The organism is Natrialba aegyptia DSM 13077, assembly GCF_000337535.1.
In the GTDB taxonomy this organism is placed as follows: Archaea; Halobacteriota; Halobacteria; order Halobacteriales; family Natrialbaceae; genus Natrialba; species Natrialba aegyptia.
Map to the genome: position 1 here is coordinate 377,774 of NZ_AOIP01000015.1, position 14,122 is coordinate 391,895.

Annotated in this window: 11 protein-coding genes; 10 read left to right on the forward strand and 1 reads right to left on the reverse strand. The window is 66.7% G+C overall.

Translation table 11 applies throughout. The annotated features are described in order from the left end of the window. Positions 1-115: 115 nt before the first annotated feature. The 4 genes from C480_RS05890 to C480_RS05905 all read left to right on the forward strand — a co-directional run bounded on the left by C480_RS05890 (position 116) and on the right by C480_RS05905 (position 5,046). Positions 116-1,774 carry an amidohydrolase gene (locus C480_RS05890; protein WP_006664707.1) on the forward strand — a complete coding sequence of 553 codons (1,659 nt, stop codon included), beginning with the start codon at positions 116-118 and terminating at the stop codon, positions 1,772-1,774. 100 nt (positions 1,775-1,874) lie between these two features. After that, complete coding sequence (locus tag C480_RS05895; protein WP_006664708.1) at positions 1,875-3,104, forward strand: ABC transporter permease; 1,230 nt, start codon at positions 1,875-1,877, stop codon at positions 3,102-3,104. An 88-nt stretch (positions 3,105-3,192) separates the two neighbouring features. Beyond that, positions 3,193-3,951 carry a GIDE domain-containing protein gene (locus tag C480_RS05900; protein ID WP_006664709.1) on the forward strand — a complete coding sequence of 253 codons (759 nt, stop codon included), beginning with the start codon at positions 3,193-3,195 and terminating at the stop codon, positions 3,949-3,951. A gap of 111 nt (positions 3,952-4,062) precedes the next feature. Further along, on the forward strand, positions 4,063-5,046 hold the full coding sequence (locus C480_RS05905) for an LLM class flavin-dependent oxidoreductase (protein WP_006664710.1): 984 nt from the start codon (positions 4,063-4,065) through the stop codon (positions 5,044-5,046). Positions 5,047-5,157: 111 nt separating this feature from the next. Here the strand turns inward: C480_RS05905 and gfo6 are convergent, their stop codons facing one another. Continuing rightward, positions 5,158-6,237, reverse strand: a complete 1,080-nt coding sequence (gfo6, locus tag C480_RS05910; RefSeq protein ID WP_006664711.1) for a D-xylose 1-dehydrogenase Gfo6 — start codon at positions 6,235-6,237, stop codon at positions 5,158-5,160. Between the two features lie 209 nt (positions 6,238-6,446). On the opposite strand from gfo6, the gene nadA reads away from it, so the two are divergent. The 6 genes from nadA (at position 6,447) to C480_RS05940 (ending at position 13,979) form a co-directional block, all read left to right on the forward strand. Then, complete coding sequence (gene nadA / locus C480_RS05915) at positions 6,447-7,580, forward strand: quinolinate synthase NadA (RefSeq protein WP_006664712.1); 1,134 nt, start codon at positions 6,447-6,449, stop codon at positions 7,578-7,580. Positions 7,581-7,591: 11 nt separating this feature from the next. Further along, positions 7,592-9,103 carry an L-aspartate oxidase gene (locus tag C480_RS05920; RefSeq protein WP_006664713.1) on the forward strand — a complete coding sequence of 504 codons (1,512 nt, stop codon included), beginning with the start codon at positions 7,592-7,594 and terminating at the stop codon, positions 9,101-9,103. Positions 9,104-9,109: 6 nt separating this feature from the next. Beyond that, complete coding sequence (gene nadC / locus C480_RS05925; protein WP_006664714.1) at positions 9,110-9,928, forward strand: carboxylating nicotinate-nucleotide diphosphorylase; 819 nt, start codon at positions 9,110-9,112, stop codon at positions 9,926-9,928. A 260-nt stretch (positions 9,929-10,188) separates the two neighbouring features. Next, the gene (locus C480_RS05930) at positions 10,189-11,397 is read left to right on the forward strand and encodes an ATP-binding cassette domain-containing protein (protein WP_006664715.1); all 1,209 of its coding nucleotides are present in this window, start codon (positions 10,189-10,191) and stop codon (positions 11,395-11,397) included. Further along, positions 11,394-12,272 carry an ABC transporter permease gene (locus C480_RS05935; RefSeq protein WP_006664716.1) on the forward strand — a complete coding sequence of 293 codons (879 nt, stop codon included), beginning with the start codon at positions 11,394-11,396 and terminating at the stop codon, positions 12,270-12,272. The genes C480_RS05930 and C480_RS05935 overlap by 4 nt, the downstream gene beginning before the upstream one ends. 228 nt (positions 12,273-12,500) lie before the next feature. Beyond that, positions 12,501-13,979, forward strand: coding sequence for an aldehyde dehydrogenase family protein (locus tag C480_RS05940; RefSeq protein WP_006664717.1), 1,479 nt, complete (start codon positions 12,501-12,503; stop codon positions 13,977-13,979). Positions 13,980-14,122: the final 143 nt, after the last annotated feature.

Below are 14,122 nucleotides of genomic sequence, written 5' to 3' on the forward strand. Positions count from 1 at the left end.
GGAACGAGCAGGGATCGGAGAACGGGAAGCGGCACTGGTCATCGAGCGGACGACGGACACCTCGTCGGACCGACAACCACCGAGTTCTTTGTCGGCGTGGCCCCTCAGGACGACCATGACCGAAGCCGCCGATCTCCTGCTCACGAACGGGGAGATTCACAGCCTGACCGACCCCGATACCGTCACGGAGGCCGTCGCGATCCGCGACGGTGAACTCGTCCGTCTCGGCGACGCGTACGAAATCGAGTTCCTCGAGGGCGTCGAGACGACGGTGATCGACTGCGAGGGCCGCACCGTCCTGCCGGGGTTCATCGACGCGCACACGCACCTGGACCACCTGGGCGAGCGGCTGGTCCACGCCGATCTCTCGGCCGTCGAGAGCCGGGCGGCGGCCCTGGACGCGCTCGCCGCGCAGGCGGACGGCCCGCGGACCGGCGGCGGTGCCGGGAGCGACGGCGAAAGCGGTGCCGAACCCGATGACTGGCACCTCGGCTTCGGTTACGACGAGAGCACGTGGGCGGACGCGACGGACTACCTCACGCGCGAGGATCTGGACCGGGTGAGCGAGACGCGACCCGTGGCCGCGTTCCGGGTCGACGTGCATACGGCCTCGCTGAACTCGGTCGCCCTCGACCGACTCCGGGACGACCTCCCCGAGGGCGACGTTCGCTTCGCGGACGGCGAGCCGACCGGTGTCGTCGTCGAGGATGCGGTTGGCGTTCTCAGAGACGCGGTCGCCGCCGGCCCCGCAGCAATGAGAGAGGTTATCGCGGCCGCCGCCGAGGACGCCGTTTCCCGCGGCGTCACCGGCGTCCACGACATGGTCCAGCGCTCGACGGCCGCCCACGCCTACCGCGACTTGGCGGCCGCGGGCGAGCTTCCGCTGCGCGTTCGAATCAACTACTGGAGCGACTACCTCGACGATCTCGCGGCCGTCGGCCTCCCGACGAACGCGGGCGACGAGTTCGTCCGCGTGGGTGCGATCAAGTCCTTCTCCGACGGGAGTTTCGGCGGGGAGACGGCGAAGGTGTTCGAGCCGTACGTCGGCGCGAATGAGGACGCGGCAGCCGTTGATGCCGACGAGAGTGAGGACGGCGCGAGCGACAACGCCAATCGCGGCCAGTGGGTCGTCGACCCCGACGACCTCGCGGCCATCGTCGACCGCGCCGACGCCGCGGACCGCCAGCTCTCGATCCACGCCATCGGCGACGAAGCCATCGAGGAAACCCTCTCGCTGCTCGAAACCACCGCCGATCCGGACGGCGCGCGCCACCGCATCGAACACGCCGAACTCGCGACCGACGACCAACTCGCTCGCATGGCCGACGCGGGGATCGTCGCCTCGATGCAGCCGAACTTCCACCGCTGGGCGGACGAGGGCGGCCTCTACGAGCAGCGACTCGGCGAGGAGCGCCGGACGCGGACCAACCGGTTCCGCCGAGTTCTCGAGGCGGACGTCCCGCTCGCGTTCGGGTCGGACTGCATGCCGCTCGACCCGCTGCTGGGGATTCACCACGCCGTTACCGCGCCGACGGAGTCACAGCGGCTCTCGGTCACCGAGGCGATTCGGGCCTACACTCGCGGCGGTGCCTACGCCGGCTTCGACGAGGATCGCCTCGGCACCGTCGCGGTCGGCAAGCGGGCAGATTTCGTCGTGCTCGAGGACTCCCCGTGGGAGCACCCGGAGCGGATCGACGAAATCGACGTGGCGATGACGATCGTCGACGGTGAACTCGTCTTCGACGGCCGCGAAGAGGCGACCGGACTCCAGTAGTACGCTCGCGAGACAGACACCGTCGGCAACCGGTTGAAACCACTAACTGGCTCGTGGCCGTAGCGAGGCGGGATGCGCTCACACAAGCGCCCGTCCGAACATGAACCTCCGTGAGAGTCTGCGGATTAGCTGGCGGTCGATCACGTCCCACAAACTTCGGTCGACGCTGACGACCCTCGGCGTGATCATCGGCATCGCGGCGGTGATCACGTTCATGGTCCTGGGCTCCGGGTTCTCCGAGAGTATCGTCGGGGACATCGAGGCCGATCAGGAACCGGTGATGGTCGTCCAGACTCAATCCGAACCGGAGAACGGGTTCGGCATTCTGACGGTACAGACGCCGATATACACCGAGAGCGACATCGAGGCGCTCGAGGAAATCGACGGCGTCGAGTTCGTCGCGCCGCAGGGGCCGCTCGACGTGATCCAGACGGGGACCGACGACGAGCAGGTGACCGGCGTCGTCGACGTACAAGCGACGACGGCCGACTCGTTCGAGTTCTCGACGTTCGTCGACGGCGAGGCCTTCGACGGCGCGGCCGCAAACGAGGCGGTAATCAACGAACAGGCGAGTCAGGCGTTCGAGGAGAACCTCTCGGCCGGCGACGAGCTGACGCTCACGTTCGAGGACGGCGAAACGACGACGGTCACGGTGACGGGCGTCACCGAAAGTGAACTCGGCGGCCAGACGCCGCCGCAGCTGTATCTCCCCGCGGAGGCGCATTACACGACGACGATAGAGACGCCCGACGGGGAGACCGAACGCGCGTATCCGTCGCTGCAGGTGGGTGCGGAGAGCCTCGAACAACTCGATCCGACGCAGGAGGCCGTGACCGACTACCTCCAGGACGACTCCCACGCGGCCGAGTTGAAGCAGGACGATGAGGACATCGCGGTCCAGACGATAGAGGATACGATCGACCAGTTCATGGACCTCGTCAATCAGCTGACCGGCTTCGTCGCCGCCGTCGCCGCGATCGCGCTCGTCGTCGGCTCGATCGGCATCGCGAACATCATGATCGTCAGCGTCACCGAACGAACGCGCGAGATCGGCGTCATGAAATCCGTCGGCGCGACGAGGCGCGACATCATGCAGTTGTTCCTCGTCGAGGCGGTCGTGCTCGGGTTGATCGGGGCCGTCTTCGGGATCGCCCTCGGACTCGGCGTCGGCTACCTCGGCGTCCAACTGGTCGACTGGCCGATGGTCTACCCGGTCGACTGGATCGCCATCGCCGCCGCCGTCGGGATCGGCGTCGGCGTCGTCTCCGGCCTCTATCCGGCCTGGCGAGCCGCCAGGGTCGACCCGATCGAGGCGCTTCGGCGCGAATAGGACCGAGCGTTCGGGCGCGAAACTCGAACCCGACACGCGCCCGGAACCGCTACCGTTATTGTGTCAAGTTGAGAGATCCAACTGAGAGATGCTCGGACCCGCCCTCTTCCTCGTCGGCGTCATCGCCCTCGCATACACCGGGCTGCAGTTGCGCCCCGCCTACCACGTCTACCGCGGCGATACCACCGACGTGATCGCCGTCGAACGCGCCGAGGAACCGATCGAAATCGAGGGCACCGCAACCGAACTCGACGGAACCGTGACCGCCCCGCTGAGCGAGACGCCGTGTCTCGCCTACGAGTTCGAAGTCGAAGAACTCCAGTCCAGCGGGAAGAACTCGTCGTGGAACACCGTCGACGAGGGAGCCGCTGCCGTCCCGTTCAGACTCGAAGATCGCACGGCGAGCGTCCGCGTCGATCCCGCCGGTGCCGACCTGGCGCTTTCGACCGCGGTCACCGCCGACGTCGACGGCGGCGATCCCGAACCGGAGCCGATCCGCCGGTTCCTCGAAACCGAATCCGACCTCGAATCCGAGAACACCTCCCTCGACCTCGGCGTCGTCGAACTCGCGACGGGCAACGACCGGAAGTACCACGAGCGGCGGCTCGAACCGGGTGACGACGCCTACGTCTTCGGGCAGTCGCGATACGACGTTGAGGCGCGAGAGACGATGCGCGATATCAGCGCCGTCATCGAGGAGAGTCCGGAGTCGCCGGCGTTCGTCGTCTCCGATTCGTCGCAGGACGGGGCGGCTCGCCTGCTCGCGAAGCAGTACCTCTCCTGGCTCGCCATTAGCGCATTCTTGCTCCTCATCGGCGGGTGGATGACCGTCGCGATGGTTGTCTGAACGCCGGCGGTGTCTCACATCTGTTTCGCGGCAGTGATACTCGCAACAGAGTGATACGGTCGACTCGTGCGACCGGGGACTCTTTTATCAATACGCGTGTATCCACCGACCATGGACGTTGGACTCATGGTAACGTCGTTCGGGGAGGTCGATCAGGCGGACGTCGCCGTCCGCGCGGAAGAACGCGAGTACGACGCCGTCTGGGTCGGCGAGCTCTGGGGAGCGAGCGGCGTCGTCCAACTCACGGAGATGGCCTGCCGAACCGAAGAGATCGAACTCGGCAGCGCGATTTTGAACGTCTACTCCCGAACGCCGGCCGTCCTCGCGATGACCGCCACCTCGCTCTCGCGAGCGTCGAACGGCCGATTCACGCTCGGGCTGGGGACGAGCACGCCGAAGGCCGTCGAGGACCTGCACGGGCGCTCGTTCGATCGGCCCGTTCGGCGCGCCCACGAGACGATCGAGCTGATCCGGCGGTTTACCGCCGGCGACGGCGACCCCGTCTCCTACGAGGGCGAACTCCTGTCGGCCGCGGACTTTCCCTCGCTCGACGCGCCGGTGCCGATCTACCACGCCGGTCTCGGCCCGGCGAACCGCCGCGTCGTCGGCCGCCTCTGCGACGGCTGGATCCCGCACAACATTCCGTTTTCGCACCTCGACGAGGCGTTCGAGGAAGTCGCGGACGCCGCGCGCGAGCGCGACCGAGACCCGGACGAGATCACGATCGCCCCGTACGTCCCGTCCGCCGTCAGCGAGGACCCCAAGGAAGCACGCGACACCCTCCGCCAGCACATCGCCTACTACGTCGGCAGCGGAGACGGGTATCGGCGCGCGGTCTCCATGACGTTCCCCGACGAGGCGGAGCGAATCGCCGAAGCGTGGCGGCGAGGCGACACCGGCGAGGCGACGGCGGCGGTGACCGACGAGATGCTCGCCGACCTCGGCGTCGCCGGAACGCCCGAGCAAGCCCGCGACCACCTCCGGACGCTCCTCGCGGAGACCGGTATCGACCGTCCGATCATCGTCGTGCCGGAGCCGGCGTCGAGTTCGGTGACCGAGACGACGATCGATGAACTCGCGCCGGCGCGGTTGTAGCGAGCAGGTGCTGGCGATATCGTCCCGTTGTGTTTTGCTATCCGCCGTTCTATTCGTCCCCCATCTAGTAACGTGCCGGAGATCCTGTTCGGATGGCGTCCGGCAGCCGCCTCACTCGAGGTCGACGCGACAGCCGGTCTCTGCCGATTCGTAGGCCGCCTCGATCACACGGGTGTCGATGAGACCGTCCGCGCCGTCGGGTTCTGGCGTCGCGCCAGTGAGCACGCAATAGCCGAAGTAATCGAACTCTTCGCGGACCTCGTCGACCGGCGGCCCGGTGTGTTCCATGCGAACATCACCGCTCTCGACGACGATTTCCTGGGGGACGACCCCGCCAAACGGAGATCTGATCGAAATCACGCCGCCGCTTCCGATCAGTTCGAGCCAACTGTTCGCGTGCGCGTCGAAACTCGCGGTACAGGACGCGGTCGCGTCGGTCGGGAACTCGAGTTGGAAGGTGACGTGTTCGTCGACTGCAACGGAGTCGGTGTTCGAGGCCGTCGTCGCGTACACGCCCGTCGGATCGCGGCCGAGGACGAACCGCGTCGTGTTCAGCGGGTAGATGCCGAGGTCGACGAGCGCGCCGCCGCCGGCGAGTTCAGGATCGAGCCGCCAGGTATCAGGGCCAGTCGCGGCCAACAGCGGGTGAGAGAATCCGGCGTGAACCTGGACGACGTCGCCGATAACGCCCGCGGAGACGAGTTCGCGCGTGCGGCGGACGGCGGGCTCGGTCTGGAGGCGATAGGCCGTCATCAGCGTCACGCCGGCGTCGTCGCAGGCATCGATGATCGTCTCGACGCGGTCGGGCGTCGTTTCGAGCGGCTTCTCGCAGATGACGTGTTTGCCGGTGCCGAGGTCAGCCGCAGCCGTCGCGTAGCGCCCGTGAAGCGCGTTCGGCGTTGCGACGTAGACCGCGTCGTACGCCTCGGTGTGGGCACCCGCGAGGAAGGCGTCGTAGGTGATGACGTGACCGATCTCGAACGTTTCGGCCACCAACCGGCGCTGATCGGGCGAGCCGGTGACCAGCAGCGTCGGCTCGCAGTACTCGCTCTCGGCGATGGCCGGAATCGCCCGATTACGCGCGAAATCGCCGATGCCGACGATCGCGAGCCGAACCGTTCCCTCGACCGGCTCGCGCTCCCAGTCGCGCCGGGTGAACTCGTCGAGGATCGTCTCGAGTTCGAGTTCCATCGTTCGGTCGACCTACGACGGCTGGTGCCGAAAAGAATCGTGCCGTCGGACGGGAGAGTCTGCATCCCGAACGTGTTACCGCTCGTGATGGACGACGAGAGGATCCGCAATCGCCTCATCAAACGTCGATCGGACACCAATATAGGATATTGAAGGAAAAACTTATTCAATAGCTCGGTATGTGGCTAGTATACCTACTGGGAGACACAATGGTCACGATGGAAACAACGGAGCTGGAAACCGATCTGAGTCTGTTCAAATACGACTCGCTCGAACAGCTTCCACCACGGTACCGGAATCTAGAAGAGAGCGAACGAACGGAGCGCATCGACGCCGCGCTCGCTGAACTCGGCGACGACGTCGTCATTCTCGGGCACAACTACCAGCGGCGCGAAATCGTCGAGCACGCGGACTTCGTCGGGGATTCCTACCAGCTTTCGAAGGAAGCCGCCGAGGCCGACGCCGAGTACGTGATCTTCGGCGGCGTGACGTTCATGGCTGAGAGCGCGGACATCATCACCGACGACGACCAGACGGTGATCCTCCCGAGCATGGAGGCATCCTGTCCGATGGCCGGGATGGCCGAAGCGCTGCAGGTCGACGCCGCCTGGGCGGAAATCGCGGCGGCCGCGCCGGACGACGACATCATCCCGATCACGTACATGAACTCCTACGCCGATCTGAAGGCCTTCTGTGCGAGTCAGGGCGGCCTCGTCTGCACCTCCTCGAACGCCCACCGCGCCTTCGAGTGGGCGTTCGAACGCGGCGACAAAGTGCTGTTCCTACCCGACAAGCACCTCGGGGAGAACACCGCCCACCGGCTGGGCATGGAAGACGACATCGCGGAGTGGGACCCCTGGGATCCCGACGGCAAGGACGCCGAGGAAGTCGCAGACAGCGACATCATCCTCTGGGACGGCTACTGTCAGGTCCACGAGCGGTTCCGCACGGATCACATCGACCGGGTTCGCGACGAGCATCCGAACGCGCGGGTCGTCGTCCACCCCGAGTGCCGACGCGAAGTCGTCGCGGCCGCCGACCGCGTCGGTTCGACGGCAACCATCTGCGAGACCGTCGCCACCGCCGACCCCGGCGAGACGTGGGCCATCGGCACCGAAATCCACCTGACGAACCACCTCCAGCGCTGGCATCCCGAGGTGAACGTCCTCCCGCTCTGTGGCGACGCCTGCATGGACTGCAACGCCATGCGCCAGATCGACCCCAACTACCTCACCTGGGTGCTCGAAGAACTCGTCGCCGGCCGCGAACGAAACGTGATCGAAGTCGCGCCCGACGAAAAAGAACTCGCGACGGTCGCACTCGACCGAATGCTCGACATCTAACGACTGTACCAATGACAGCTACCGACAATCCCGAAACCGCGGACGTGCTCGTCGTCGGCAGCGGCATCGCCGGCTGTTCGGCCGCCCTCGCAGCGGCCCGCGCGGGTGCCGAAGTCCTGCTCCTGACCAAAGCCGAGCGACCCGACGACGCCAGCACCGACTGGGCGCAAGGCGGCATCTCGACCACCCGCGGCGACCCCGCCGCGCTCGCGGACGACATCATCGCAGCCAGCGACGACACCGCCGACCCCGACGCCGTCGACGTCCTCGTCGAAACCGCCGATGAGGCAGTCGAGGACGTGCTCATCGACACCCTCGGCATCGAGTTCGACGAGACGGCCGCCGGTGAACTCGACTACACCCGCGAGGCGGCCCACTCCGAGCGGCGTATCCTCCACGTCGACGCGGCGACGGGAACCCACATCCTGCGCCCGTTCCTGAATCACGTCGACGATCACGAGCGCATCGAGGTGCGACAGGACACGGCCGCGCTCGAACTGATCACTCACGAAGGCCGCGTTCACGGCGTCGTCAGCGACGAAAAAGCAACTGGTACGCCGATCTACGCCGGGACGACGATCCTCGCAACCGGCGGCATCGGCGCGCTCTACGGTCAGTCGACCAACCCCGACGACGCCACCGGCGACGGCATCGCCATGGCCGCGCTGGCCGGCGCGGACGTAGCCGACCTCGAGTTCGTCCAGTTCCACCCAACCGCGTACGCGGGCAAAGAGCCGTTCCTGCTCTCCGAAGCGCTGCGCGGCGAGGGCGCGCTCCTCCGGAACGCCCACGGCGAGCGATTCATGCCCGACTACCATCCCGACGCTGAACTCGGGCCGCGGGATGTCGTCGCCCGCGCGGTCGAAACTGAGCGCGAGGCGACCGGCGAGGTCGTCCTCGACGTGAGCCCGCTCGAGTTCGGCGACGAGTTCCCGGGCATCGCCCAGAAGTGTCGCGACCGGGGGATTGACGGCAACGAAATTCCCGTCGCGCCTTGCGAGCACTTCCTCTGTGGCGGCGTTGCGGTCGACGACCGCGGGCGCACGTCGCTCGACCGGCTCTACGCCGTTGGCGAGTGCGCGCGGACGGGTGTCCACGGCGCGAACCGACTGGCGAGTACGAGCCTGCTGGAGGGGCTGGTCTGGGGGCTGCGGGCCGGCGAGGATGCGGCCGGAGCCGAACCCGAGGTCGTCGAAGCGCCCGACCTGCGCAATCGCGACCCCGACCTCCCCGAGCGCTTCGCCGCCGAGAAGTTCGCACGCCTCCAGCGGACGATGGACGAGTTCCTCGGGCTGGAACGCGACCCCGGCGAACTCGCTCGCGCGGGTGCCGTCCTTCGGCGGCTCAAGGGCGAGGTGGACGCCTACATCCGCACCCGGACGGCGCGGGACCTGTACGAACTTCGCAACGCCTGCGTCGTGGCGCTGCTGATCGCGCGCGCCGCGGGCGAGAATCCGGAGTCGGTGGGGTGTCACTCCGTCGTCGAAGACGAGCCAGCGCCGGAACAGACGGCGAACGATTGAGCACCGATGATCACCGACGCACAAATCGAACGCTGGCTCCGCGAGGACGTCGGCCACCACGACGTGACGAACCAGGTCCCCGGCGAGACGACCGGTGAACTCGTTGCCAAAGAAGCCGGCACTGTTGCGGGACTCGAAGCCGCGGCGGCCGTCTTCGCGTTCATCGGCGCGACCGTGACGGACCGACTCGAGGCGGGTACACGGGTCGATACCGGCGACGAACTCCTCGCCGTCGAGGGCGAGGCGCGCGACGTGCTCCGCGGCGAGCGCGTCGCCGTCAACCTCGCCGGCCACGCCTCGGGCATCGCGACGCGAACGAACCGAGCCGTCGCGGAAGCGCGGACCGAATCCGACGACGTACGAATCGCCGCGACCAGGAAGACCACGCCCGGCCTGCGCGGACTCGAGAAGCGCGCCGTGGTGGCCGGCGGCGGCGACACCCACCGGCTCGACCTCTCGCACATGGTCATGGTGAAGGACAACCACATTGCGGAGATGGGGCTCGAGGGTGCCGTCGAGCACTTCCGCGAGCGGGCCTCGTTCGCGACGAAACTCGACGTGGAAGTCGAAACGGTCGAGGACGTGCCCCGGGCCGCCGAAGCCGGGGCGGATATCGTCCTGCTCGATAACATGTCCCCCGCGGAGACACGCGAGGCCGTCTCGCTGCTCGCGGAGTACGAGGGCGTTCTCGCGGAGGCGAGCGGCGGAATCACGCTCGAAACCGTCGCCGACTACGCCGCCGTGGGCGTCGACGTGATCTCCATGGGGTCACTTACCCACTCCGCGCCGTCGCTCGACCTGTCGTTTCGGACGGCGAGTGACTGAACTCGATCGGTCGGGAACCGTCTCCGGCCGGCGATTTTGTCGGGGGAGCGAAAGTGAACAGACAGGGGCCGTGCCACCCGAATGTGGCGGATTGCAGCGCCTCGTTTTATCACTTTCACTCCGCCTGGCGCAGGTTCATACGTGTGCGAACTGTACCCACATTGAGGAGCGCGTATGAATCGTTCTACCCATCCCAAAACGACGACAGCGGAGTGCTTCGCCCGAAATCGGCCCCGACTCGTGGAAACGGAGGGGGTCGGATGACCGAACGCACGTCACCGACGAACGCCGCCGATCGCAAGCGTCACTCGAGTGCCGGCACGACCTCGACGGTCTCAACCCGCAACGGAGCCGCGTCGGTAACTGACGACCGGCAACGAGATCGAGGGACTCGTAGCACGACCGATGGAACCGATCCGACCGATACTGCGGCGACAGCGCAGACCGCGACCGAAACGGAACCGGAACGCGAGCACCCTCTCGCCATCGAAACGACGGGCCTCGTCAAACACTTCGGCGAGACGAAAGCCGTCGACGGCATCGACCTGGCCATCCCGGCCGGCGGCATCTACGGGCTTCTCGGTCCCAACGGGGCCGGCAAGACGACCGTGATTCGCATGCTCGCGACGCTGTTACAACCCGATGCGGGCACGGCGCGGGTGTTCGGTCACGACGTTGCGACCGACGGCGACGCAGTCCGTCGTCGCGTGAGCATGACCGGCCAGTTCGCCTCGGTAGACGAGGATCTCACCGGCCGCGAGAACCTCGTCCTCCTGGCTCGCCTGCTCGGCTACTCCCGAGCGCAGGCCGCCGAGCGCACGCGTGAACTCATCGACGCCTTCGGGCTGACCGAGGCGGCGACGCGACAGGTGAAGACCTACTCCGGCGGGATGCGCCGCCGTCTCGACATCGTAGCGAGCATCGTCGTCACGCCGGAGCTCCTGTTTCTCGACGAACCGACCACCGGACTCGACCCGCGGAACCGAAACCAGGTCTGGGACATCATCCGCGCGCTGGTCGCCAACGGAACCACCGTTTTGCTGACCACGCAGTACCTGGACGAAGCCGACCAGTTAGCCGACCGGATCGCCGTCATCGACGAGGGACGGATCATCGCCGAGGGTACGCCCGGCGAGCTCAAGGCATCCGTCGGTTCCGGCGTCCTGTCGGTCCGGTTGCGTGACCCCGAGTGCCGCGACGCAGCCAGGGACGTGCTGACCTCAGTCCTCGACGCGCCAGTTGAACTCGAGTCCGATCCGGCGGCCCTCTCCGCTCGGATCGAAGACCCCGATCGCGTCACCCAGGCGCTCGACGCGCTCGCAGAATCGCGCATCGAAGTCACCGAGTTCACGCTCGGCCAGCCGAGTCTGGACGAGTTCTTCCTCGAAGTGACCGATCGGCCGACGCGCGGTGGTGCGGATCGGGACGCGACGACGGACGACGGGATGCGCCAGGAGGGAGTCGAATGACCGCCGAACGGTCGCCAACGGCCGCGGAGACGGAACTGAACTCGGATCCGGCTCGGCAGCCGGATCCCGACGTTGACACCCTTCACGCGGCGGTGTCGGACAGTCCGCGGCCGCCGCGGCCGAGTGCGGTGTCGGCCTCGCTCACGTTCGGCTGGCGGGCGCTCCTGAAGATCAAGCACGTCCCCGAGCAACTGTTCGACGTGACGGTCTTCCCGATCATGTTCCTCCTTCTGTTCACCTACCTGTTCGGCGGCGCGCTCGCCGGTTCGACGAGCGCGTACCTCCAGGAACTCTTGCCGGGAATCCTGGCCATGACGGTCGTGTTCATCACGATCTACACCGGCGTCACGCTGAACGACGACATCGACGAGGGCGTCTTCGATCGCTTCCGAACGATGCCGGTCTGGCAGCCGTCGGTCATCGTCGGTGCCCTGCTCGGGGACGCCGTTCGGTACACGATCGCCTCGACGATGGTCATCGGACTCGGCCTGCTGCTCGGGTTCCGTCCGGAGGGCGGCGCAATCGGCGTGATTTCGGCAGTCGCGCTCTTGCTGGTGTTCTCGTTTAGCCTGTCGTGGATCTGGACGGCGCTCGGATTCATCATGCGGACGCCGGAGTCGCTCATGGGCGTGAGCATGCTGATCCTGTTCCCGCTTACGTTCATCAGCAACGTCTTCGTCGATCCGCGGACGATGCCCGGGTGGCTCGAGGCGTTCGTCTCGATCAACCCCGTCAGTCACCTGGTCACGGCGATGCGCGGGCTGATGCACGGTACCGCCACGGCTGGGGATGTTATCATCGTTCTCGGCCTCTCTGCGGTGTTTGTCGTCGTCTTCGGTCCCGCGACGATGTACCTCTTTCACGCTCAGCAGTAGCGGTCGCCATCCGTTCGGCTGTGAACGGTGGTGACTGCGATTACCGGTTCGCTCGTGACTGTTGCTGTCCGCTATGGGCCGCTCGCGCGGCAGTCACCGAACGCGAGTTCGTATCGGGTCTCGACTCTCTGCAGGTCGAACGGATCGAGTGTTCGCCGTCCCCGAACGGAGTGCACGGTTGCAGTTGCTGGTTGCTCGCTTTTCGTGTCTGGTAGCAAATCACACCCCATGACGGAACGACCACTGCGTCCCGATTCCGAACTCGGCTGGAACGCGCTGTACCTCGCCAGCGAGTGGACAGCACCGGGCGACCGCGATTCGATCACAGTTGAGAACCCCTATACGCGCGAGGAGTTCGCGTCCGTTCCCGCCGGGACGCCGGATGACGTCGACCGGGCCTACGAAGCCGCCGCCGAGGCCCAGGAGTCGTGGGCCGAACAGCCGCCACAGGGACGTGCACAGGTCGTAACCGCAGCCCTCGAGTTCATTCGCGAGAACCGCGAGGAGATCCTGGCGTTGCTCGCCCGCGAGTCCGGGAGCACGCGGGTCAAGGGCAACGCCGAACTCCAGACGGCCCGCGGGATGATGCAGGAGGCGGCGAGTTACCCGTTCCGGATGGCGGGACAGCACTCGGAGTCGATCGTCCCCGGCAAGGAGAACACCGCCGTTCGCGTGCCGGTCGGCGTCGTCGGCGTCATCTCGCCGTGGAACTTCCCGCTGCACCTCTCGATGCGCGCCGTCGCGCCCGCCATCGCAGCCGGGAACGCCGTCGTCCTCAAACCCGCCTCGAACACGCCGATCACGGGCGGCCTGCTGCTCGCGCGCATCTTCGAAGCCGCCGGGCTTCCCGAGGGCGTGCTCAGCGTTGTTCCCGGCTCCGGTTCCGACATCGGCGACGCGGTCGCCGGCCACGAAATCCCCCGCGTGCTCGCGTTCACGGGGTCGACGGAAGTCGGCCAGCACGTCGCCAGCCAGGCCGCCGAAACCTGTGCGCTGCCCGCCCTCGAACTCGGCGGCAACAACGTCCACGTCGTCACCGAGCACGCCGACCTGGACCGGGCCGTCGACGGCGGCGTCTTCGGCTCGTTCCTCCACCAGGGCCAGGCCTGCATCTCGATCAACCGCCACCTCGTCCACGAGGATCTGTACGACGAGTACGTCGAGCGCCTGGCCGACCGCGCGGCGAGTCTCCCCGCCGGCGATCCGACCGACGACGACACCGTCATCGGCCCGATCATCGACGAGAGCCAGCGCGACCAGATCGTCGCGTACATCGACGACTCGATCGAGGCGGGAGCCGCGCTCGAAACCGGCGGCGATCACGACGAACTCGTCGTCGAGCCGACGGTGCTTTCTGCCGCCGATAACGATATGGCTGCAGCGGAAAACGAGCACTTCGGCCCCGTCGCTCCCGTGATTTCCTACTCGAGCGACGAGGAGGCGATCGAACTGGCGAACGACACGATCCACGGCCTCTCGGGCTCGGTCCACAGCGAGGATCTCGAGCAGGCCCGCACGATCGCGGACGAGATCGAAACCGGCATGGTCCACATCAACGATCAGCCGCTCAACGACGAACCCCACGTCCCCTTCGGCGGCATGAAACAGTCCGGCGTCGGCCGCTACAACGGCGACTCGATCCTCGACGAACTCACGACGACGAAGTGGATATCGGTCCAGCGCGAGCCGCGAGAGTACCCGTTCTAGCGGCGCTCCCGCGTTCTAGCGCGCTATGGCCGAGTACTCGAGCACAGTTCACCGTTTGGTGACTCCCAACTGGGAACGGATCTGGACTCGTGAGCTCATAACCAGTCACGGACTCATCTCCGTTTCGCATACGCGGCCCTCAC